Origin of the sequence: Streptomyces sp. NPDC088197 (genome assembly GCF_044741185.1) — a bacterium.
Classification (GTDB): Bacteria; Actinomycetota; Actinomycetes; order Streptomycetales; family Streptomycetaceae; genus Actinacidiphila.
On record NZ_JBIUSD010000001.1, the window covers coordinates 57,147 to 79,210 of the forward strand.

Here is a 22,064-nt window from a genome sequence, read left to right on the forward strand (position 1 = left end):
GCATGACCGACACCGTCCTCCGCCTCGTCAAAGACCCCGACAGTCCCGACCAGGTGCCGCCCGCCGTGGAGGCCGCAGTCGTCGAGGCCGTGACCGAGACCTTCGCCGAGCCCGCCCCGGCCGCCGTCGTCGACACCCCCGCGGTGAACGCCGACACCACCACCTGGATCAGCCAGCGCCGCGCCTACCTCGCCGCCGCCCCGCCCGTCATCCCCGCCTGGCTCCGCAGCACCAAAAGCGCCGCCGACCACACCCGCTGGACCCTCAACTACGCCGCCCACCTCACCTCGTTCCACACCATCCGCACCCCCTACTACCTGGTCAAGCTCCTCGGCCGGTCCCCCCGCGGCGCCTGGCGCTTCGCCGTCCGCTGGGCCCGCTGGGTCACTGACGCCGAAGCCCGCCCCGTCGAGACCAAGGCCGCCGTCGGAGGCGACATCGAGGCGTGGCTGTCCCTGTCGCGCGAGCACTCCCGCCGGATCAGGCCGCGCCGCATCACCACCATCGCCGTCGCCACGCCCACCGCGCTCGCCGCGACGGTCGCCGGATTCGTCCTGCCGCTGTGGGAAACCGGCGGCGCCCTCGCCCTGGTCATGGCCGCCCTCGGCCTTGCCGGAGCGCCCCACGACAAGCCGCTGCTCACCCGCTACGTCTCGGTCCATCTCCAACGCCCCCTGAACAGCAGCGAGATCGCCGACGCCCTGGAGGCCATCGGCGTCCGGGGCGAACCGTCCTTCGTCAACCCCATCCAGGTCGACGGGCCCGGCTGGCTCGCCGAGCTTGACCTTCCGCGCGGCGTCCTCGCCGAGAAGCTGCTCGACAAGCGGAAAGAGCTGGCCGGGGCCATGCGGCGCCCGCTCCAGTGCGTGTGGCCCTCGGTCGGCACCGAGCACCCCAGCCGGGCGAACCTGTGGGTCGCCAAGACCGACCCGCGCACCATCAAACGGGCCTGGCCGCTGGCCGCCGACGGGCAGGCCGACATGTACGGCGAATTCCCCTTCGGCGTCACCCCCCGCGGCGAGACCGTCCCCCTCGCCCTGATCGGCACCAACGTCCTGATGGGCGGCGTCATGGGCTCCGGGAAAACCTCCGCCGTGCTGGTCATCGCCCTGGCCGGGGCCCTCGACCCCACCTGCGAGATGTGGGTATACGAACTGAAGGGCTCCGGCGACTGCGACAGCGTCGAGCCGGTCTGCCACCGGTACGTCAGCGGTGACGACGACGAGCACTGCAAAGCCGCCCTCGACGGCCTCAAGGGCCTGGAGAAGGAGATGAAGCGCCGGAAGAAGGCCGTCGCTGACCTGCCCGTCGAGGACGTCCCCAACGGCCGCAAGGTCACCCGCAAGCTCGCCGACAAGTACCCCGAGCTGCGGCTCCACCCGCTGCTCGCCATCTTCGACGAGGTCCACACCCTCTTCGAGCACCCCGAGTACGGCAAAGAAGCCGCCGAGATCGCCGGGCGCCTGATCCGCAAGGCCCGCGCCTACGGCATCATCCTGGTCTTCACCACCCAGAAGCCCGACGCCGACAGCATCCCGAAGATGGTCTCCGACAACGCGATCGTGCGGTTCTGCCTGGCCATCACCGGCCACATCCCCAACGACCTGATCCTCGGCACCGGCATGTACAAGCGCGGCATCCGCGCGAACATCTTCGAGCCCGCCGAAGGCAACGACCCCAAGGACAGCGGTACCGGGTGGCTGGCCCGCTCCGCGATGAACGCCCGCATCGTCCGCGCCTACTACATCGCCCAGGAACTGGCCCGCGAGATCGGCAAGCGCGGCCTCGCGCTCCGCATCGCCGCAGGTACCCTCACGGGCGAAGCCGCGGGCGAGACCGTCGAGCCCACCGACACCGAAACGCTCGTCGACCACCTGCGCGCCATCTGGCCCGACGGCGCCCCGGCCGTCCACTCCCACCGCCTGGTCGACGCCCTCGCCGCCTACCGGCCCGACCTGTACGCCCCATGGATCAGCACCGACCCCGCCCTGACCCCGCGCGAGATCCAGGCCGCCAGCTCCGCGACCCTGTCCGCCGCCCTCAAGCCGTACAAGGTGACCACCACCCAGATCACCATCCGCGACTGCTGCGGCGGCGCCAAGGGCGTCCGCTTCACCGACCTCCCCGAGACCCCGGACGGCCCGGAGGACGACACCGAATAGGCCCCGCCCGGTTTCCCCCGACCCGAAACCGGTTTCGGGGGTGACATCGGCCCCACGGGGCTGTGAGCTGCGGTGATTTCAGGTTTCGGGGTCCAGCAGCGGACCCCGAAAACCACCTCGGAGCGGCATCATGGACCCATGGAACCGCTGTCCGTGCCCCCAGGCCATATGTCCGCCCACCAGGCCGCCACCACCCTCGGCATCACCCTCGGCGGCGTCCGCCAGCTCGTCGCCCGCGGCCGACTCGTCCGCGCAGGCGGCTCGCCACGGCAACCCTGGTACGACACCGACGACGTCCTCGCCATCCTCGCCACCCGCGTTGCCGCTTGACACCAGGTCAGAGCGGTGTGACGATCTTTCCGCAGACGTATGTCCGCACGACGGACAACCCGAAGGCCCCGAGACCATCACCGGTCCGGGGCCTTCGTCGTACCCCGAACCATGGGAGCCGCCATGCAGCCCAGTGTCGGCCGCATCGTCCACTACAACCACGACGGCACGTGCCGCGCCGCGATCATCACGCAGGCCGACGGCGCCACCACGCTCCTCACTGTGTTCCAGCCATTCGGCCCCCAGGCGATGCTCGACGCCAAGCAGGAAGGCAACGCGCCCGGCACCTGGCACTGGCCCGAGCGGACCTAGACGGTCTGTCACAGACCAGTCACAACGGGCACACAGCAGACGGTCCTCCGGCACGCTGGCCCGATGCGTACCCGACTCACCGCCGCGGCCCTCGCCGCCGCCGCGCTCCTGGCCCTGACCGCCTGCTCGTCGAGCGACAGCAACGACGACAAGGGCCAGGCGTCGCCGACCACACCCGTTCCTACCACTACGGTCGGCGCCGCACCCACCACGACCACCAAGCACATCCCCGGCTTCCCCGATGCGCCGACCGGCGCCAAGCGGACCGCGTACCTCGCAGCTCTGAGGGTCGTCGATCCCGCCATCGTCGCCGACCCCGACAAGGCCATCACCGCAGGCCGCAACCAGTGCACGAGTCTCGACGGCGGCGCGAGGAACCCGGACCACAGTGCAGCCGAGCGGTTCGGCAACGACGCGCGCCCCCTCAGCGACGCCCAGGGCAAGCTGATCAACGCCGCCCTACGGCAGACGATCTGCCCCAAGAAGTGACCCCCGGCAGCGCCCCCGAGCCCACTCCGGCCGGGGGTGCTGCCATGCCCCCTGGACTGCCCCCCGGAGGTGATCCCCCCCGGTGCCGACACGTCCCCCCACCCGGTGCGGTGAACCGGGGTGCCACACGCTCACCACCACGGGCAGATGCCCCGGCCACCAGCGCGTGCCGTGGGCAGGCCGGGACGACAAGGCGGCCCGCTACGACGGCATCAGCTCGGGCGAGTGGCGCAAGCTCAAGCGCAGGGTCAGCCTGCGCGATCACGGCTGCTGCTACGCGTGCGGCGCCGACTCGGACGACGTCGACCCCGACGACGAGGCCGCCAAGCCGTTCGTCCTCGACCACAAGGTCCCCGTCAGCGAGGGCGGCTCGCCGCGCGACCTCGACAACCTGGGGCTGCTCTGCCCGTCCTGCGACTGGATCAAGAGCCGCGCCGAGGCACTGCGGGCGAACCTGCGGCGCCGCAACAAGCTTCCAAGGCTCTGACCTGCGGTTTTGTTACTCTCGCCTGGTCGGCGATCGAGCGGCAAGCCTCTGACCTGCGGGTTTGTGGCCTCAAGGCTCGAAATCCCAGAAGTCTTCCGGCTTTTCCGGGGGTAAGGGAGTCCAGATTTCCAGGATTTTTTTCTGGGGACCCGGCGCGGTCAACTCGGAAGACGTGTGCACAGAATCCCATAGGGGGGTCTAGCGACCCGCAAGCCCCTGACCTGCGGTTTTGTGATGGTGACTGGGGGTGACCGGCAATGGGTCGTACCGCCCAGCCCGCGGCGCTGAAGCTGATCAAGGGCCGTGCGCCCGGCAAGGACAGCGCGGGGCGGCCGGTGAACAGCGGGCCCGCCTTCAAGCGGCTGCCCCCTGACGCGCCGGAGTGGCTGACGCCCGAGGCCCGCGCGGAGTGGGACCGCGTCCTTCCCGGCCTGGCCCGCCTCGATCTGCTCAAGCCGGAGGACGCCGCGGCGCTGGCCGCGTACTGCGAGGCGTGGGCGACCTTCCGCGAGGCGACCGAGACCGTGCAGCGCGACGGCCTGACGATCGAGGCGAAGCAGGGGACGCTCCCGCACCCGGCGGTCGGCATCGCCCGCGCGGCCGGGCGCGAGCTGCGCGCGTGGGCGGCGCACTTCGGCCTGACCCCGAGCACGGAGCAGGCCCTTTCTCGGGGGGCGGACGATGGCGACGACGAGGAAGAGAACCCCTTCGCGTAAGGCGGGGGCGGGCCCGGCGCGGCCGACAACGTTCCTCGACGAGGCGGAGCTTGAGCGGCTGAAGTTGTCGCCCGAGGTGGCCTGGTACCTGGCGGAGCGGGGCATCCCGCTGCCGGACTGCGTGCCGCTGGTCAAGACACCGGAGCCCCGTGACGTGCCGGGGGCGGTGTTCGATCCTGAGCGCGTCGACCGCGTGCTGAAGGCGTTCGGGCTGCTGCGGCACACCCAGGGCCAGTGGGCGGGTCAGCCGCTGCGGCCGGACCCGTGGCAGGTGGCGTACATCCTCGCGCCGGTCTTCGGGTGGGTGCGGTGGGATCAGGACGCTGACGCCTACGTGCGGATCGTCCGCGAGCTGTACGTGGACGTGCCCCGCAAGAACGGCAAGAGCACCCTCGCGGGCGGCATCGCGATCTACCTCACGTGCGGGGACGGTGAGCCGTCCGCGCAGGTCATCACGGCGGCGACCACGAAGGAGCAGGCGGGGTTCGTTTTCGAGCCGGTCAAGCGGCTGGCCGAGCGGGCGCCCGCGCTGAAGCGGCACGTCAAGCCGATGGCCGCGGTCATCCTGCACCCGAAGTCCGGCTCGTACTTCAAGCCGATCTCGTCGGTGGCCGGTGCGCAGCACGGTGCAAATTTGCACGGCGCGATCATCGACGAGCTGCACGAGCACAAGACGCCCGAGCTGGTCGAGACGATCGAGACCGGCACAGGGTCGCGCCGTCAGCCGCTGGTGGTCATCATCACCACCGCCGACGACGGGAAGCCGGAGACGATCTACGCCCGCAAGCGCGACCGGATCGAGCAGCTCGCCCGCGGCGTTTTCACCGCACCGAGCGTGTACGGGGTGGTGTTCGCCGCCCCGAAGGACGCCGACCCGTTCGCCGAGGCCACGCAGCGGGCCGCGAATCCCGGTTTCGGGATCTCCCCGACGCGCGCGTACCTGGCCGCGAGGGTCGACGAGGCCCGGCAGTCGCCCGCGGAGCTGGCGAAGTACCTGCGCCTGCACCTCGGGATCAGGACGAAGCAGAAGACGAAGTTCCTGACGCTGGAGTCGTGGCGGGCCAACGGGGCGCTGGTCGTGGAGGAACAGCTCGCCGGGCGCGAGGCGTACGGCGGCCTGGACCTGGCCAACGTCTCGGACATCAACGCGCTGTGCTGGCTGTTCCCCGACGACGAGGACAACAGCCTTGATGTGCTGCTGCGGTTCTGGACGCCGGAGGACAACCTGCGGGCGCTGGACAAGCGGACCGCGGGCGCGGCCTCGCGGTGGGTGCGTGAGGGCTGGCTGAAGACCACGCCCGGCAACGTCACCGACTACAACGCGATCGGCGCGGTCATCCGGGCCGACCTCGACACCTTCGACGTCAAGAGCCTCGGCTTCGACCGGTGGAACTCCACGTCGCTGACGAACGATCTGGCCGGGGAGCGGGCGCCGCTGGTCGGCGTCGGCCAGGGCTACAAGACCATGAGCCCGGCTCTGAAGGCGGTGAAGCGGTACCTGCTCGCGGGCGAGCGGGCGGTCGCCGCCGGGGGCCGGCCGATGATCCGGCACGACGGCAACCCGGTGATGGTGTGGATGGTCGACAACCTCGCCGTGGAGCTGGACTCGGCCGGGAACGTCAAGCCGGACAAGGCCCACAGCGGCGACAAGATCGACGGGGTCAGCGCGCTGTGTGACGCGATGTCCGAGGTTCTGACCCGGCCGCCCAAGCGCCGGTCCGCCTACGAGGACGGCGAGTTCGAGGTCATCTGAGAGGGGGCTGCTGTGGCGTGGTGGCGTAGGAAGGGCAGTCTGCCGCGAGGCATGGTGATCACCCCCGAGGGTCTGCCGGTGACCGCGAAGTCCGCGCCGGTCCCGAGCGGCGTGCTGGCCACGTTCGAGGGCCTGGACAAGCCGTGGACGTACAACGGCCGACTGATCGTGCCCGACCCCGGAGTGCCGCTCGCGGCCTACTCCGGGGTGACGGCGTACGACGTGTGGCGCACCCAGCCGAGCGTGCGCAAGGTCGTCGACTACATCGCCAGGGCGCTGTGCACGATCCCGTGGCACGTCTACGAGCGCGTCTCGGACACCGACCGGCGGCGGGTGACGGATCATCCGCTGGCGCAACTGCTGTCCGCGCCGGGGCCGGGGCGGGCACCGTCGCGGTTGTGGCACAGCATCATCGTGGACTGGCTGATCCACGACCGGTGGGCGGCAACGCTGCTGCCGTCCGCGGACACCGCCAGCGGCTGGGAGCTGCGCAGGAAGCCCGCGCGGCGCTTTCACGTCCTGGCCGACGACGACGATCAGCCCGTGGCGCTGTATGTGGCGTACAGCGGCGGCCAGTCTGCGGCCGTTCCGGTCGGCGGCACCGGGCCCGCAGGTGAGCGGTACCTGTGGGACTCCGGCTATGCGGCCTGGGGCGCGGACGGCACCAGCCCGATGGAGACGCTGCGGCAGCTGCTCGACGAGCAGCGCGAAGCGGTGGAGTACCGGCGGCAGGTGTGGAAGAACAGCGCGAGGACACCAGTCGTCATCGAGCGGCCGGCCGACGCACCGTCCTGGTCGGACGGGGCGAAGGCCCGGTTCCTGGAGGCGTTCAAGCGCTTCGTCGGCCGCGGCGCCGAGGCGGGCGGTACGCCGATCCTGGAGGACGGCATGCGGCTGGTGCCGGTCGCCGCGTTCGCCCCGAAGGACACCGCCGACATCGAGGGCCGACAGCTAACGGACGCTGAGGTCGCCAGCCACTACCACATCCCCCCGGAGCTGGTCGGCGCGAGGGAGGGCACCTTCAGCAATTTGGACGCGTTCCGGCAAATGCTCTACACGCACAGCATCGGGCCGGACATCACGATCCTGGAGGACGTCCTCAACGCCCAGCTCGTACCTCTGCTCGCGCCCGGCTCGGCCCTGTATGTCGAGGCGAACGTCGCGGCCAAACTGCGCGGCAGTTTCGAGGAGCAGGCGTCGCTGTTGCAGACCGCGGTCGGCGCCCCGTACATGCTGCGCGCCGAGGCGCGCGCGAGGCAGAACCTGCCGTACATCGACGGCACCGACGAGCTGGTGACGCCGCTGAACGTCGTCACGGGCGGCCTCGCGTCGCCGACGGACACCGCCCCGAAGGCGAGCGGGCCGGTCCCAAAAGCGCCCGGCCGTCCGGAGGAAAGGCCGGACGGCCTGACGACCTGGCCACGTTCGCGGCCGAGCGGGACGCCCTCACCAACGCCCTGACCACGTGGGCGCAGGCCCAGGCGGACCGGCTGCTCGACCGGGCCGGGGTGAAGGCGGACGGGGAGGGGCCGCCGGACTTCTACGAGCTGTGGGCCGCGCAGTCACCTGAGCGGCAGGCGCAGCTCGCCGCGGTCCTCCAGGCGCACGGCTACCGGCTCGCGCAGATCGGCGCCTGGTCCGTGCTGGACATGTGGAACCCCGGCGCCGACGGCTGGTCACCGGAGGTGATGGAGGCGTGGCTTGCACGCGCGGCCGAGTCGCATGCCGAGCAGTACGAGCAGGCCGGGCACGCCGCGATCGTGGCGGCCGTCGCCGACGAGGGCGCCTGGCAGGACAACCTCCGCACCGGCATGGCCGCCTGGGTGTCCGCCTCGGCCACACGCGCGGTCACGGCCGCCACCGAGGCCCGCAGCTTCGGCGGCCACGACGCCGCCGGAGCGTCCGGGCTGACCCGCAAGATCTGGCGGACCGGCGGCCGGAACCCGCGGCCGTCCCACAAGGCCCTCAACGGCGAGACGGCCGGCCTGGACGACGTCTTCGGCAACGGCCTGCGCTGGCCCGGCGACGGGCTCGGCGAGGCCAAAGAGACCGCCCACTGCAACTGCGAACTCGACTACGCGAGGGAGGGCTGACCGTGCCCCGTACCAAGGAAGCGCCCGCCCGGATCAAGGCCGCCGGCCCCGCCGACGGCCTGGCGGAAGGCGAGTTCATCGCCATCGTGTCGGTGTTCGGCAACATTGACTCCGTCGGCGACAAGGTCGTGCCGGGGGCCTTCACCGACACGCTCGCCGACTGGTCGGCTACGGGTGACCCCATCCCCACCATCTGGTCGCACGCCTGGTCCGATCCGTTCTCGCACATCGGTGTCGTCAAGGAGGCCGAGCAGGTCGAGGTCGGCTTGCAGGTGCGCGGGCAGATCGAGGATCTGGACACCAACCCGACCGCCGCGCAGGTCTGGCGCTTGCTCAAGGGGCGTCGCGTCAAGCAGTTCAGCTTCGCGTACGACGTGGTCGAGGGCGCGTGGGTGGAGCCGGAGGACGGGCCGCCGTACTACGAACTGCGCAAGCTCAAGCTCTACGAGGTCGGCCCCTGCCTTGTGGGCGCCAACCAGGAGACCGAACTTCTCGCGGCCAAGGCCATGAGCCTGGTGCGCGGGGTAAAGGAAGGCCGCGTCCTCGCGCAGGCGCACGTGGACCGGCTCAAGGAAGCACACCAGGCCCTCGGCGACGTGATCGCCGCGGCCGACAGCACCACCGAGCCGAAGGGTTCGGACCCCACCGCACAGGAGACCGGCCAGCCGCCGGCCGTGACGCCCGCCAGCACCGAGCAGGTGCCCGCGAAGACGTCCGGCCCGTCGCCCGCCCAGGTGCTCGCGCGGGCACTCATCCGCAAGCACACCGAAGGAGGGCGTCATGGCGACGCTGCGTGAGAAGCACAAGAAGGCGCTCGACCGCCTGGCCGAGATCGGGGCGGCGGCCAAGGCCGACGGCCGGGACTTCACCACCGAGGAGCTGGCTGAGGTCGACCAGCTCTCGGCCGAGGCCGACGACCTCGACACCCAGATCAAGGCCGCCGACGCCGCCCAGGCGAACATCGCCCGGCTGACCACCGGGCAGCCCGCTGGCGGCAAGGGCGCCGGCCGCCCCGCCCCCGTGCTGGAGGGCGTGACCGACGTGCAGGAGCAGGTCGACGCCGCCACCTTCGGCGACGCGTACGTCAAGTCCGAGGCGTACAAGGCGTTCCGGCAGCGTTCCGGCAGCGGGTTCGGCAACGGAACGCCGATCGCCATCGACGACGTGAAGGCGGGCAGCCTGAAGTCGTTCGTGCGCGGGTTCCGCGAGGGCCGATCGGTCAAGGCGGACCCAGGGCCGTTGCAGGTCGGGCTCGGGCACGTCCCGGCCGTCCGGATGCCCACCGTCGATCTGACCACGCCGCCGCAGCTCACGCTGCTGGACCTGATCGACACCTCGGGCCACATCGACGGCCCCAGCTTCGAGTACCTCCAGATCACGTCCGTGACCCGCGGGGCGGCCGTCGTTCCGGACGAGATCCTCCCTGGCGACACCACCGTTAAGCCCCTGTCCACGTTGTCCACCAACTTGGCCACGGCGAAGGTCTACACCTACGCGGACGGCTACACGGTGACCAACCAGATGCTGGCGGACGCGGGCGCCCTGGCCACGTACCTCAACTCGCAGCTCGGCACGAACATCAACGCCGTCATCGAGAACATGATCTTCAACGGCACCGGCGCGTCCGGCCAGCCGGCGGGCATCATGCACACCACTGGTGTGCAGCAGCAGGCGTTCGACACCGACATGGTGGCCACCCTGCGGAAGGCGATCACGAAGCTCACCAAGATCAAGAGCCCGATCACCGCGGTGGCCGTCAGCCCGGAGGACGACGAGACATTCGACCTCATGAAGGACGCAGACGGCCGGTACCTCGGTCAGGGCCCGTGGTCATCCGGACCGGGCACCATCTGGGGCCGGACGCGAGTCGTGTCCGACGTGATCCCGCAGGGGACCGCGATCCTCGGCAACTGGAAGACGGTAAGCCTGATGGACCGCGAGGGCCTGTCGATCATGGCTTTCAACCAGCACGCCGACTACGCCCGCCGCAACCTCGTGTACGTGCGCGGCGAGCTGCGTGCGGCGCAAGCGATCTGGCAGCCGGCGCAGTTGTGCGTCGCCACCCTCGCGGCCTGACCGGAGGACACCATGCCCGAGCACAAGATGCTGATCATTGGCGGCGTGCGGGTCCGCCCCGAGGACGCCGACCGCTACCACGCGAAGGCACCCGCACCCGAGCGCGCAAGCACGCCCGCGCCCGCAGGGCCGCTCGACCCGTCCGCTGCCAAGGCCGAGGACGTGCTGACCTACCTCGGCACGGTCGGTGCCGCCGAGGCCGCGCGCGTCCTGGACGCCGAGGCCGCGGGCAAGGCCCGGTCGGGAATCCTCGGCAAGCGCGACGTGCTGCTCGCCGCGGCGGCCGAGCGCGACGCCGCCGAGGACGGGGGCGGCGGTGCCGCTGCCTGATGGACTGCTCGCCGACCCGGCCCGCCTCGCGGTCTGGCTGCCCGTCGGCCCGGACGACCCGAAACTGCTGGAGGCCCTGCGCGCGGCGAGCAGTCGCTTCGCCGGGGCCGTCCGGCACCCGGTCCGCCTGGTCACCAACGTCGAGGTGACGCTGTACGGGGACTGCACCGACCGGCTGCTGCTTCCCGTGGCACCGGTCGTACGGGTCGTGTCCGTCACGGTCGACGGCACCGCGCTCGCGGCCGGCACCCAGTACAAGGTGCGCCGCGACGCCGGGGTCCTGCGGCGGATCGGCGACGTGTGGCCGGACTGGGCGGAGATCGTCATCGTCCTCGACCACGGGTACGACCCGATCCCCGACGACGTCCAAGAGGTCGTCATCGACCAGGCGCGCACCATTTTCCGCGTGCAGCCCGGAGTGCAGACGATCCAGGCCGGGGGCGAGGCCATCACGTACGGCGCGACCGCGGCCGTCGGTGTCACCTCCCAGTGGACCGCCGCCGTCGAGAAGTACCGGCTCAACCGAGGCGACTCACCCTGACCCGGAAGGACACCCCATGCCCAGATACGTCAAGCTCACCAAGGGGACGCAGGCCAACCCCAATCAGAGGGTCGGCGACGAGATCGTGGTCGCCGACCCCGGCAACGTCCTGATGACCGGCACCAAGCCCGCCATCAACAACCAGGCGGCCACCTTCGCGGACCTCGCCGCGGTCACGGCCGCGTACAACGCGCTGCTCGCCGGGCTCCGCACCCGCGGCGTCATCGGCGGCACGTGAGGTGTTCGACCAGTCCGTGACCCGCCTCCGTGCGGGCACCAAGACCGACCGCGCAGGGAACACCGTCCCGGACTGGTCCGACGGCGCTGTCACACGCCTGGTGATCGGCGACGTGTCGGTGCAGCCGACCGTCCAGGACGAGGCCGCCGACGCGACCCGCACTGCGGTGGTCACCGGCTGGCACGTGCTGTCCGCGCCCGGCACCAGCCCCGATGTCCGGTCGTCGGACCGCGTCGAGTTCGGCGGCCTGATGTGCGAGGTGATCGGTGAGGTCGCCGCATGGCCCGACCCGCTCGACGGCGGCACGCACCACGTGGAGTGGAGCATGCGGCGCACGACCGGATAGGAGGTGACTGCGTGAGCGGTGTCGACTTCCGGCTCGACTACGCCGGCGTCCGTCAGATCCTGCGCGGGGCCGAGGTGCGGCAGATGGTCGACGGCGTCGCCGACGAGATCGCTACGCACGTGCGCGGACGCCTGCCTGCGGGCGTGCCCGTGCAGGTGCGCGCCTACACCACCGACCGCGGCGCCGCCACCGTCGTCATCGCCGACGTGCGCGGCATGGCGTACCAGGCGCGGGACGGCGTGCTGACCCGTGCGGCGGGCGCGGCCGGGGTGGAGGTGAGGGCGTGGCGGTAACCCGACTGGTGGTGTTCGGCGACGCGCAGGCCGCCGCGGTCATCGTGCTGCGGGAGGCGCTGGCCGGGCGGTCGGAGGACTGTACGGACGGCGTCACCGTCGGCAGCCTCGTGCCGGGCGACCGCAGCCCGGAGACCCCGCACCTGCCCTACGTCCTGGTCCGGAAGGACACCGACAGCCCGCACCTGTCTATGGGCACCTCGGTGGTGACGATCCGAGTGACGGTCTGGCACGAGGACGCCGACGCCGCGCACGACCTCGCGCAGCTCTGCCAGGCCCTGCTGGTCGTCCACAACGGGCCGGTGATCCGCAGCGTGCGCCCCGGCACCGGGCCGATCCCGGCGGTCGACGCCACGCCCGAGAAGACGGACCTGAGCACCCTGACCGTGCTCGCGAACATCCGCCCGCGCGCCATCTGACCGCGCCGCACAGCACCAGCAACCGACATCGAGGGAGGACGCCGTGGGCGACCCGACGAAGACCAATCTGTGGACCAACGCGGACGTGTACGTATCGCCGCTGGGCACTGCCAACCCCGCCACCGTGACCGCCCCGTGGCCTGTCGGATGGGGGCAGACCGGCCTGCTCGCCGGCGACGACGGCATGCCCGAGTCCCGAGACGAGGACGTCTCGGACATGTACGCCTGGGGCGGCATCCTGGTGAGGACGTCGCGTAAGAACTTCAAGTTGACCAAAAAGTTCAGCGCCTTGGAGGACAACGTCACCACCAGGGCGCTGATCTGGCCCGGCTCGACCGAGACGCAGATCGTGGTGCCGCGGCCGAGCCCGGTGAAGATCGGGTTCGAAACGCGTGACCCGTCGACGGGGAAGATCGAGCGCCTGATCACCCGGAACTACGGGCTCATCACGCTCGACGGCGACCGGGACATCAACGAGACCGACCTGACGAAGGCGGTCCTGGCGGCCGTGATCTACCCCGACGCCAACGGCGTGCTCTTCGACAGGCAGGCCGCGCCGACGCTGACCGCGCTCGCGGTCGCCCCCGGCACCCTGGCCCTGTCGGTCGGGGCCGCGAAGAAGCTCGTCGCGACCGCAACCTACTCGGACTCCTCGACGTCGGACGTGACCGGCCTGGCGTCCTGGTCCTCCTCGGCCCCGGCCAAGGCGACCGTCGAATACGGGTACGTGACCGCCGTCGCCGCGGGAACCTCCAACGTGACCGCGACCTACGGCGGCATCACGTCGTCGGCGTCCGCCGTCACCGTCTCCTGAGCCGCCGGGGCGCGCCCCGTGGCGCGGTGGCCGCGCCCCGGCACCAACCTGACCGCGCCGAAGGAGACCGCGCCATGCTGTCCTTCCCCGATGCCGAGATCCACGCCGAGGCGTTGCGCCTCGGCCTGATCAGCGACGGTGACGAACTGCCCCGCCACCTGCGCTCGCAGGCCGTCGCCTCCCTCGCCGCCGAAGAGCCCGTCGACACCGGGCCCGACGACGAGCCGCCCGTCCCTGTGCCGGGCGGTGACCTGATCATCGCCGGGGACAGGGTTCTGCTCGACGGCCAGCCGTTCTCACTCCCCGTGACCACCGAGCCGGTCGAGATCACCGCCCGGCACGGCGGCCCGACGACAGTGCGGCTGACCGTCGTCGTCGGCGCCTGCCACGTCCTCGCCACCGACACCTGAGCCATTGCAAGGAGAACCGCGCCATGACCACTCCGCCGCCTTCCACCTTCCAGGCCGTGTCCGCACCGTTGCCGCCGCAGGCCGAGCAGCCGCCCCCGGCGACGGTCGCCGCGGTGGCGTCCGCTGCGCTGGAGGCCGAGGCCAACCCGCCCGCCCTGGGCGAGGACTTCGCGGTCGTCGCCGTCCCGTACGGCGGCCAGACGTACACCGTGCCCGCTTCCGCCGAGGACTGGCCGCTGGAAGTGCTGGAGTCCATCGACGACGACAAGATCGTGATCGCGCTGCGGGTGCTGCTCGGCCCCAAGCAGTGGAAGCGCTTCAAGTCCACCAAGCCCCGCACCCGCGCCCTGGGCGAGCTGTTCGAGGCCGTCGGCAAGGCCGCGGGCTTCGAGGGCGTGGGGGAATCCGGGGCCTCCGGCGGCTGATCCGGGATCACCCGGACGCGCTGGAGGCCGACCTGTCGGCCTTTCACCACCTGGACGTGCGGGACTACTGGCGACGAGACCGGGGTGGGCGGCGGCTGCTGACGTTGCGGCAGATCGCCGTCCGCGTCCGTCACCTGCCGCCCGCGTCGGCCGTCGCCCGAGCGCTCGGAGGATCGGGTTGGAGCACCACCGACTACCTGCTGTCCGATGTCTTTCACGCGCACGCGGGCACCGCGCACCCGGCCCGGCCCACGCCGGATGCCGAGCACGCCGAGGCGCCCGACAGGCGGCGCGCCCGTACGGCCGCGCTCGCCCGCAAACGGCAGCGCGAGCAGGACATCGCAGCGGGCCGCATCACCTGACAGCAGACGGCTAGTCGCGAAGGGGGGTGGGCCCTCGTGACAGCGAACGTCGGCTACGCCAGCCTCCAGATCATCCCTAGCGTGCGCGGCATCGCGGAGGAGATCCGCCGCCAGCTCGCCCCCGCCGCGGGCGCGGGCGAGCACGCGGGCGGCGAGGCCGGGCGCGGCTTCGGCGCGGGTTTCCGGCACCTGCTCGAAGCCGCCGGGGTGATGACCGCCGTCGAGAAGATCACCGAGGGCGTGTCCGAGGCGTTCAGCTCCGCAATCGAGCAGTCTGGGATGCCCGGCAAGCTCAAGGCCCAGCTCGGCACGACCGCCCCGGTCGCCGCGCAGTACGGCAAGATCGCGGGCGGTCTCTACGCCGGGGCGATCACTGACAGCGTCGAGACCGCCGCGGAGAACGTCCGCCTGGTCGCCGGTGCCGGGCTGCTGCCGCCCGGCGCGACACAGGCCCAGATCAAATCGATCACCACTCAGTTCAGCGACTTTACCTCGACGTTCGAGCAGGACTCCGGGCTGACCGCACAGGCCGTCAGCGCCATGATCAAAAACGGTCTGGCCAAGGACGGCACCGAGGCCATCGACCTGCTCACACGTGGGTTCCAGAAGTTCGGTCCGCAGGCCGATGACTTGGTCGAGACGTTCCAGGAGTACCCGGTCCAGCTGCGGAAGCTGGGGCTTTCCGGGCAGACCGCGCTCGGTCTGATCAGCCAGGGCCTCAAGGGCGGCGCCCGCGACACCGACATCATCACCGACGCCCTGAAGGAATTCTCCATCCGGGCGATCGACGGCAGTACGTCGTCGGCCGAGGGGTACAAGCTGCTCGGGCTGTCCGCGACGAAGACGACCGCGCAGATCGCCAAGGGCGGCACGAACGCCAGCAAGGGCCTTCAGACCGTCCTCGACCGGCTCCGGGCCATGAAGGACCCGGTCAAACAGGCCGCCGCCGCGACCGCCCTGTTCGGCACGCAGTCCGAGGACGCCGGGCGAGCACTGCTGGCCCTGGACCCCTCCAAGGCCACCAAGGGTTTCGACGACTTCCGGGGCGCGGCCAACCAGATGGGCACCGACCTGCGCGACAACGCCGGCGCCCGGCTCACCGCCTTCACCCGCAGCCTCAAGCAGGGCCTCGTCAACGTCATCGGCGGGCAGGTGCTGCCGCGGCTGTTCGCGCTCGGCACGACGGTCAGCACCAAGGTCGGCCCGCCGCTCACCCGGCTCGGCGGCGTCCTGTCACGCAACGTCGGCCCGGCCATGGACCGCACCGGGCACTTCATCACCGGCACGCTCGTGCCGGGCCTGGTTGCCTCGGCCGGGTGGGTGCACCGCAATGCGACCGCTCTGGGGATCGCGGGCGGTGTCATCACCGCGGTGATGCTGCCCGTCCTGGTCACGCTGGCCGTGTCCTACGCCACGGCCGCCGCCGCGGCGGTCGCTTCCGGGGCCGCGCAGGTCGCGTCGTGGGTCAGCACCGGCACTACTGCGGTCGGCGTGGCCGCCCTGGAGGTCGCCGCGTCGTATCGCACGGTCGGCGGGTGGATCGCCTCCGGCGCCGCCGCCCTGGCCGGCGGGGCGCGGGTCGTTGCCGGGTGGGTGCTCAGTGCCGCTGCCGCGGCCGCGGGTGCCGCCGGCACGGCCATCGCGGTCGCCGGGGTCGTGGCGGGCTGGGTGATCATGGGCGTGCAGTCCCTGTTCCGGGCGGCGCAGATGGCCGCGGCCTGGCTGATCGCCCTCGGCCCGATCGGCTGGGTCACGATCGCCGTCGTCGCGATCGTCGCCCTGATCATCGCCAACTGGTCCAAGGTCAGCTCCTGGACGGTCCGGATCTGGCACGACATCACCGCATGGGTGACCGGCGCCGTCTCGGCCGTGATCGGGTTCGTACGGTCCAACTGGCCGCTGCTGTTGGGCATCCTGACCGGCCCGATCGGGCTCGCGGTGTACGCGATCGTCCACTACTGGTCCCAGATCTCCGGGGCCTTCAGTGCGGCGTACCGGGGCACGGTCGCCACGGGCCGCGCGCTCGTCACCTGGGTGACCGGGCTGCCCGGCCGGATCGCTTCCGGGCTCGCGAGCCTGGGCGCCCGCGTCTACTCCGCGGCCGTCAGCGGCTTCGGGCGGCTGAAGTCCGGGGCGTCGGCGAAGGCTGCCGAGCTTCTGGGCTACGTCAGCGGGCTGCCGGGGCAGATCAAGTCCCGGCTGGGCTCCTTGGGCGGCCTGCTGACGAGCGAGGGCCGGAACATCATCACCGGCTTGTGGTCGGGCATCTCCTCGATGGGCGGCTGGCTCGCCTCGAAGGTCTCCGGCCTGGTCAAGTCCTCGATCCCTGGCCCGATCCGCAAGGTGCTCGACATGCACTCCCCGTCCAAGGTGACGGAGGCGCTGGGCCGCTTCGCAGGCATGGGCCTGGTGCAGGGCCTGACGGGCACCTCGGCACAGGTCGCCGCGGCGGCCAAGAAGATCGCCGACCTGGTACGGCAGGGCATCGAGGCGGCGAACGCGCAGATCGCCAAGGACCGCAAGGCCCTGCCGGACGCGAGTAAGAAGCAGGCGCGGGCGCTGCGCCAGGACATCGCCTCGCAGACCCGAATCGCCCAGGCCGGGACGGCGCTCGCGAAGATCGTGGCCAAGGACAACGCGAAGCTGGCGTCTCTGGCGAAGCAGCGCGACGGCGTCGCCGCGAAGCTGAAGTCGGCGCAGGACAAGCTCTCGGGTCTCCAGAAGGACTGGACGGATCTGAGGGACCAGATCGCGTCCGGCATCACCTCGGCTGCCTCGATCACGCGGGAGATGCCGGACGGCACCGAGGTCACCGCGGCCACGATCCTCGCCCGCCTCAAGGGCGACGTGGCGGCTGCGCGGGCCTTCGCCGCGCAGCTCGCCACGCTGCGGAAGCGCGGCCTGTCCGCGGACCTGATCAACGAGATCGGGGCGGCCGGGGTCGAGGGCGGGGGCGCCACGGCCGCGGCCCTCGCGCGGGCTTCCGACTCCGACCTGCGGGCCATCGCCACCCAGCAGAAGGCCCTCACCCAGGCCGCGACCGCAGCCGGGACCGCGGTGGCCGACGCGATGTACCGGGCGGGTATTCAGGCCGCACAGGGCCTGGTGGCCGGGCTGAAAGCGCAGCAGGCCGCGATCGAGCGGCAGATGCTCGCCATCGCCAAGAGCATGCAGACCGCGATCCGGAAGGCGCTCGGCATCAGGTCGCCGTCAACGGTGATGGCACGGCTGATGTCGTACGTCGGGCAGGGCGCGGTTGTGGGCCTGGACCGCGAGCGGGGCCGGGTGGACGCGGCGATGCGGCGACTGGTCGCCGTACCGCCCGCCCCCCAGCTCGGCGCTGCGGGCGCGCGCGGGGGCACGGGCGCGGGCGCGCCCCAGGTGAACATCGTCATGAACGCCGCAGACCAGTCCTTCGCGGAGCAGAGCGCGGACCTTGCCCGACGTCTGGCATTCGCGGGATGAGGGGGGTGAGGTCCGGTGGCCACTGATCTGGCGGGGATTCGCGTCGACCTCGGCGGGATCTCTTTCAACCGGGTGGACGACGACGGCACGTGGTGGGTCGGGGAGAATTTGGAGGGCTGGGACGGCAGCGACGTGCGCACGCAGGTCGGCGCCCGTGAGGGCGACCACGGGTCGTGGCTCGGGACGGTGTATCTCGCCGAGCGGGTGCTGACGCTGACCGGGTCGATCGGCGCAGCCAGCCCGGCCGCGCTGGACGACGCGGTCGAGCGCCTGCTCGCCGAGGTCACCCTGACCGACACGACCCTGACGGTCTGGGAGACGGTCGCGAAGCAGGTCACCGTACGCCGCTCGGGCAAACCGCTCGTCCAGCGACAGGGCCCGGTCGACGCGGACGTGAGCCTGCTCATGACCGCTGGCGACCCGCGCCGGTACGCCGTCGACGCGCAGGCCGGATCGACACCGCTGGCCTCGACCACCGGCGGCCTGACCGTGCCCTACACCGTTCCGTACACGCTGGCTGCTGTGACCGTGTCCGGGCAGGTCGACTGCCTGAACAGCGGCAGCATCGAGACCCGCCCGGTGCTCGTGATCGACGGCCCCGTGTCGCAGCCGACCGTCCTGGCGCAGATGCCGGACGGAACGGTGATCCCGATGATCTACTCCCAGGATCTCGGGACCGGCGACCGGCTGCTGATCGACATCGGCGCTAAGACCGTGACGCTCAACGGCACCGTCTCCCGCCGGCGATTCCTGGCCCTGCCGCTGGGCTGGCCGACGATCCCGCCTGCGGCGGTCGTGTCCTTCCGCTTCACCGCGGTCACCTATAACGCTGACGCGCTGCTCACCGTGCGCTGGCGTTCCGCCTGGATCTGAAAAGGGGGCCGCTCAATGGCCGCGAACCTGATCACCCCGTTCGACATCGACACGCTGACGTACGACGGCGGCAAGTTGCGGCGGGCCGCGTTGATGACGGTCATGCACAACGGCGGCACCCTGACCGGCCGGTCCGGCGTGCGGCCGGGTGACAGCGGCCTGACAGTGACGCTGTCCGGCACCACCATCAACGTCTCTGCGGGTGTGGCGTCTGTCTTCTGGCCCGCGCGGGGGGTCTACCGTGCCGGTCTGGAGTCCTCGGCGACCTCCACCCCGTCGACTCTGACGGCCGCCCACGCCACGCTGACCAGGGTGGATCTTGTCTACCTGCGGATCTTCGACAGCGCGGTGGACAGCTCCGGGCTCTACGGCGGCGACATCATCTACCTGGCGGGCACGCCCGGCGCCGGTGTCGCCCCGGCGCCACCAGCGCCGCAGATCTGGATGCCGTTGGCCACGGTCACCGTGCCGCCGGTCGGAGGCGGCGCCGCGTCCGTGTCCACGACGGTCCGGCCGGTCACCGTCGCACCGGGCGGAATCCTGCCCGCGCAGACTTCCACCCCGCCCAGCCCGTATTCCGGGCAGGCGTGGCACGACGGCACCGACCTGAAGCTGTGGAATGGCACGTCGGTCGACACTTACGCGAAGGTCAAGTCCGTCCCGTGGATTGATCTGAACACCGCGTCCGGCCTGGCCTCCGGGTACACCACCCCACAGGGCAACCTCCAGAAGTGCCAGTTCCGGATGATCACGGTGGACGGGACGCAGCGCGTGGAGTGGCGCGGCTCGATCTCCTGCACCGCCGACGTCGTCGGACAGTCCACGTTCGCCACGCTCCCGACGCCCTACGCCGCGTACCGGCCCAGCGTGCTGCGCACCATCGGCGCGACCCGCAACTTCACCGCCGCGAGCAGCGGAGCGACGCGCATCGAGATCACCACGACCGGCGCGATGAGCGTGTTCGGCGCCCCCGCGCCCGCCCAGACGTCCTGGTTCTGCCTGGACAACCAGCACTATGACATCTGATGTGGCCAGGGCCGACCTGGCCGTCGACACCGGCACCGGCCCGGCGCAGCAGCCCTACAACCTCGCCTGGTACGGGGCCGATCTGACAACCGGCGGGATCATCGAGGAGCTGGCCGGGGTCACCCTCACGCAGCCGCTCGGCCTGAAGGTGGGCGCGGCCACCACCTCGGCGGTGAGCCTGAACCTGGCCGGTGCCCCGCGCGGGTGGCAGGAGGCCACGACTCCTGGGCGCTGCATGCTCGTCGCGGTCGACACCGTCACCGACACCCCGCTGTGGGCGGGCAGCATCCTGCCGACCACGGGCGGCAGCGCCTCCACCCTCGACATCTCGCTCGCCACGCTGGAGGCGTATTTCGACAGGCGTTTTCCGGGCGACGTGGCGATGGTGCAGCAGGACCAGGCGGTGATCGCCACCGCGGTCATGGGGAATTTGTTCGTCGACGGGCCGTGCTTCGTCCTGGACGCGCCGCCGACCGGCGTCCTCGCGGACTACGCCGTCGCGGACTCCGACGACAAGTCGATCCTGTCGTGTATGCAGGAGCTGATGGGCCAGGGCGGCCCGGAGTTCACCGTCGACGTCGAATGGGCACCGGGGCACACCGGGTTCGTGCTGCCCATCCGCGTCCGCCCGTCGATCGGCGTCCAGACCGACCAGCCCGAGGGCACCTTTGACTTCCCCGGCTCCGTGACCGACTACACGCTCACGCACACCTACGAGGCCGGGCAGGGCGCCACCGTCGTCGTCGCCCGCGGCGAGGGCGAGGGCGCCGCCCGCCTGACGTCGGCCGTGCACGTCGCGGCCGACCTGATCGCCGCAGGGTGGCCGCGGTACGTCTACCGCTACACCCCCGCGTCCGGGGTCACGTCCGTCGACCAGCTCGACGCACACGCCGCGGCGGCGCTGGCGATGATGCGCCTGGGCGGGCAGGCGTGGACGGTCCAGGCCACCGCGAGCCGCGCTCCCCGGATCGGCGCCGACTGGCGACTCGGCGACAGCGTGCGCCTGGCCGTCGAGACGTCCCCGAGGCATCCGGACGGCACGGACGTCGTGGCACGGGCGTGGGCGTGGCAGCTCGACCCCGGCGCCGACACCATTACCCCGATCCTGATCGAGGAGGGCTGATGGCCGCCAAGACCCCCGCCGACCAGGTCCCGCCCGACCTCGCCACCCTCGCCCGCAGAATCCAGGCCCTGGAGCGCGAAGTCACCGAGCTACGGGCCGCGAAACGCCTGGAGTCCGCGTCGGTCGGCGCGGGCGGCCTGCGGATCGTCGCGGGCGGGCGGCTGGCGATGGACCGCCCGGACGGCACCCGCATGTTGGACATCGGCGCGATGACCAACCCGATCTACAACCGCGGCGACGGCTCGCCGCAGCAGGCGGCTTTCCTGCGCCGCGACGACGGCTCCACCGCCCTGAGTCTGTACGCCTATCCGCAGGGCTCCGGCAGTACGCAGTTCCTCGTGATCCGGGACGCGTCCTCGAACATCATCGTGGGCGACGACGCGGGCAGCGGCCAGGGTCTGGCCCGCCCGTACCTGCCCCTGGCCCTGTCGCCCGCGATCGGGACCGGCTGGGACTACTGGCCGCGTACGACCTCGGCGACGATGGCCGATCTGTGGGTGGGCCAGATCTACAAGCAGCAGCCCAGGGTCGTCGTGGTCGCGGTCGCGGCCTGCGACACCGCGGGGACGACCGGCCAGATCCAGTTGTCCGTCAACGGCACGGCGGCCGGGGCCGCGCAGGCTGTCACCACGGCCGGGCAGGTCTACACCTTCGGCCCGTTCTCCCTGGCCGCCTACGACCACATGCAGCAGGTCACGCTCGCCGTGACCGGCCGCCGCACCGCGGGCACCGGGACGGTCCGGGCCGGTTTCTACTCCGGCTACACGATCCAGAGCTGAGGCACCGTGAGCACACCACCGCCCGAGCTGATCTGGCCCGACGGGCCGCTGATGCCGGTACCGCCGTCTGACCCGGCGGACCCGCCGCCGGAACCCCCGCCGCCCCCGCGCGGGCCCGCACCGGGTTCGGACCCCGGCACCTGACCACCACCCCTTGAGCCCTCGCCGACCGGCGGGGGCTCCGTCATGCCCTGGGAGGGCG

Annotated in this window: 26 protein-coding genes; all 26 read left to right on the forward strand. The window is 71.5% G+C overall.

Annotated features, from left to right (window positions below):
- Positions 1-2: 2 nt before the first annotated feature.
- The 26 genes from ACIOC1_RS00320 to ACIOC1_RS00445 all read left to right on the forward strand — a co-directional run bounded on the left by ACIOC1_RS00320 (position 3) and on the right by ACIOC1_RS00445 (position 21,862).
- Positions 3-2,162: a cell division protein FtsK gene (locus ACIOC1_RS00320; RefSeq protein ID WP_401850715.1), complete on the forward strand. Its 2,160-nt coding sequence runs from the start codon at positions 3-5 to the stop codon at positions 2,160-2,162.
- Positions 2,163-2,300: 138 nt separating this feature from the next.
- Entirely contained in the window at positions 2,301-2,492 is a 192-nt protein-coding gene (locus ACIOC1_RS00325) for a hypothetical protein (RefSeq protein ID WP_401850718.1), read from the forward strand.
- Positions 2,493-2,615: 123 nt separating this feature from the next.
- Entirely contained in the window at positions 2,616-2,804 is a 189-nt protein-coding gene (locus ACIOC1_RS00330; protein ID WP_401850721.1) for a hypothetical protein, read from the forward strand.
- Between the two features lie 63 nt (positions 2,805-2,867).
- A complete protein-coding gene (locus ACIOC1_RS00335; protein WP_401850723.1) occupies positions 2,868-3,293 on the forward strand; it encodes a DUF732 domain-containing protein in 426 nt (141 codons plus the stop codon).
- 82 nt (positions 3,294-3,375) lie between these two features.
- Positions 3,376-3,780: an HNH endonuclease gene (locus ACIOC1_RS00340; protein WP_401850724.1), complete on the forward strand. Its 405-nt coding sequence runs from the start codon at positions 3,376-3,378 to the stop codon at positions 3,778-3,780.
- 257 nt (positions 3,781-4,037) lie between these two features.
- A complete protein-coding gene (locus ACIOC1_RS00345; RefSeq protein ID WP_401850727.1) occupies positions 4,038-4,496 on the forward strand; it encodes a phage terminase small subunit P27 family in 459 nt (152 codons plus the stop codon).
- Positions 4,462-6,249: a terminase large subunit gene (locus ACIOC1_RS00350; protein ID WP_401850729.1), complete on the forward strand. Its 1,788-nt coding sequence runs from the start codon at positions 4,462-4,464 to the stop codon at positions 6,247-6,249. Before ACIOC1_RS00345 ends, ACIOC1_RS00350 begins: the two co-directional genes overlap by 35 nt.
- Positions 6,250-6,300: 51 nt before the next feature.
- Positions 6,301-7,710: a phage portal protein gene (locus ACIOC1_RS00355; protein WP_401850732.1), complete on the forward strand. Its 1,410-nt coding sequence runs from the start codon at positions 6,301-6,303 to the stop codon at positions 7,708-7,710.
- Between the two features lie 47 nt (positions 7,711-7,757).
- A complete protein-coding gene (locus ACIOC1_RS00360; protein ID WP_401850733.1) occupies positions 7,758-8,342 on the forward strand; it encodes a hypothetical protein in 585 nt (194 codons plus the stop codon).
- 2 nt (positions 8,343-8,344) lie between these two features.
- Entirely contained in the window at positions 8,345-9,139 is a 795-nt protein-coding gene (locus tag ACIOC1_RS00365) for an HK97 family phage prohead protease (protein ID WP_401850736.1), read from the forward strand.
- Positions 9,123-10,418, forward strand: coding sequence for a phage major capsid protein (locus tag ACIOC1_RS00370; protein ID WP_401850739.1), 1,296 nt, complete (start codon positions 9,123-9,125; stop codon positions 10,416-10,418). The genes ACIOC1_RS00365 and ACIOC1_RS00370 overlap by 17 nt, the downstream gene beginning before the upstream one ends.
- A gap of 12 nt (positions 10,419-10,430) precedes the next feature.
- On the forward strand, positions 10,431-10,748 hold the full coding sequence (locus ACIOC1_RS00375) for a hypothetical protein (protein ID WP_401850741.1): 318 nt from the start codon (positions 10,431-10,433) through the stop codon (positions 10,746-10,748).
- Positions 10,735-11,289, forward strand: coding sequence for a mobile element protein (locus tag ACIOC1_RS00380; RefSeq protein ID WP_401850742.1), 555 nt, complete (start codon positions 10,735-10,737; stop codon positions 11,287-11,289). The genes ACIOC1_RS00375 and ACIOC1_RS00380 overlap by 14 nt, the downstream gene beginning before the upstream one ends.
- Before the next feature lie 16 nt (positions 11,290-11,305).
- Positions 11,306-11,527: a hypothetical protein gene (locus tag ACIOC1_RS00385; protein ID WP_401850744.1), complete on the forward strand. Its 222-nt coding sequence runs from the start codon at positions 11,306-11,308 to the stop codon at positions 11,525-11,527.
- A gap of 16 nt (positions 11,528-11,543) precedes the next feature.
- Positions 11,544-11,873 carry a hypothetical protein gene (locus ACIOC1_RS00390; RefSeq protein ID WP_401850746.1) on the forward strand — a complete coding sequence of 110 codons (330 nt, stop codon included), beginning with the start codon at positions 11,544-11,546 and terminating at the stop codon, positions 11,871-11,873.
- A gap of 11 nt (positions 11,874-11,884) precedes the next feature.
- A complete protein-coding gene (locus ACIOC1_RS00395; protein ID WP_401850749.1) occupies positions 11,885-12,166 on the forward strand; it encodes a hypothetical protein in 282 nt (93 codons plus the stop codon).
- Entirely contained in the window at positions 12,157-12,585 is a 429-nt protein-coding gene (locus ACIOC1_RS00400) for a hypothetical protein (protein WP_401850751.1), read from the forward strand. Before ACIOC1_RS00395 ends, ACIOC1_RS00400 begins: the two co-directional genes overlap by 10 nt.
- A 43-nt stretch (positions 12,586-12,628) precedes the next feature.
- The gene (locus ACIOC1_RS00405) at positions 12,629-13,399 is read left to right on the forward strand and encodes an Ig-like domain-containing protein (protein ID WP_401850754.1); all 771 of its coding nucleotides are present in this window, start codon (positions 12,629-12,631) and stop codon (positions 13,397-13,399) included.
- 74 nt (positions 13,400-13,473) lie between these two features.
- Positions 13,474-13,809 carry a hypothetical protein gene (locus tag ACIOC1_RS00410; protein WP_401850757.1) on the forward strand — a complete coding sequence of 112 codons (336 nt, stop codon included), beginning with the start codon at positions 13,474-13,476 and terminating at the stop codon, positions 13,807-13,809.
- 23 nt (positions 13,810-13,832) lie between these two features.
- On the forward strand, positions 13,833-14,234 hold the full coding sequence (locus tag ACIOC1_RS00415) for a hypothetical protein (RefSeq protein WP_401850759.1): 402 nt from the start codon (positions 13,833-13,835) through the stop codon (positions 14,232-14,234).
- 56 nt (positions 14,235-14,290) lie between these two features.
- Positions 14,291-14,596, forward strand: a complete 306-nt coding sequence (locus ACIOC1_RS00420) for a hypothetical protein (protein ID WP_401850762.1) — start codon at positions 14,291-14,293, stop codon at positions 14,594-14,596.
- 36 nt (positions 14,597-14,632) lie between these two features.
- On the forward strand, positions 14,633-18,061 hold the full coding sequence (locus ACIOC1_RS00425) for a phage tail tape measure protein (RefSeq protein WP_401850765.1): 3,429 nt from the start codon (positions 14,633-14,635) through the stop codon (positions 18,059-18,061).
- Positions 18,062-18,076: 15 nt separating this feature from the next.
- On the forward strand, positions 18,077-18,934 hold the full coding sequence (locus ACIOC1_RS00430) for a hypothetical protein (RefSeq protein WP_401850766.1): 858 nt from the start codon (positions 18,077-18,079) through the stop codon (positions 18,932-18,934).
- A 15-nt stretch (positions 18,935-18,949) separates the two neighbouring features.
- On the forward strand, positions 18,950-19,960 hold the full coding sequence (locus ACIOC1_RS00435) for a hypothetical protein (RefSeq protein WP_401850769.1): 1,011 nt from the start codon (positions 18,950-18,952) through the stop codon (positions 19,958-19,960).
- Positions 19,950-21,083 carry a hypothetical protein gene (locus ACIOC1_RS00440; protein WP_401850772.1) on the forward strand — a complete coding sequence of 378 codons (1,134 nt, stop codon included), beginning with the start codon at positions 19,950-19,952 and terminating at the stop codon, positions 21,081-21,083. The genes ACIOC1_RS00435 and ACIOC1_RS00440 overlap by 11 nt, the downstream gene beginning before the upstream one ends.
- The gene (locus ACIOC1_RS00445) at positions 21,083-21,862 is read left to right on the forward strand and encodes a hypothetical protein (protein ID WP_401850774.1); all 780 of its coding nucleotides are present in this window, start codon (positions 21,083-21,085) and stop codon (positions 21,860-21,862) included. Before ACIOC1_RS00440 ends, ACIOC1_RS00445 begins: the two co-directional genes overlap by 1 nt.
- The last annotated feature ends 202 nt before the right edge of the window (positions 21,863-22,064 follow it).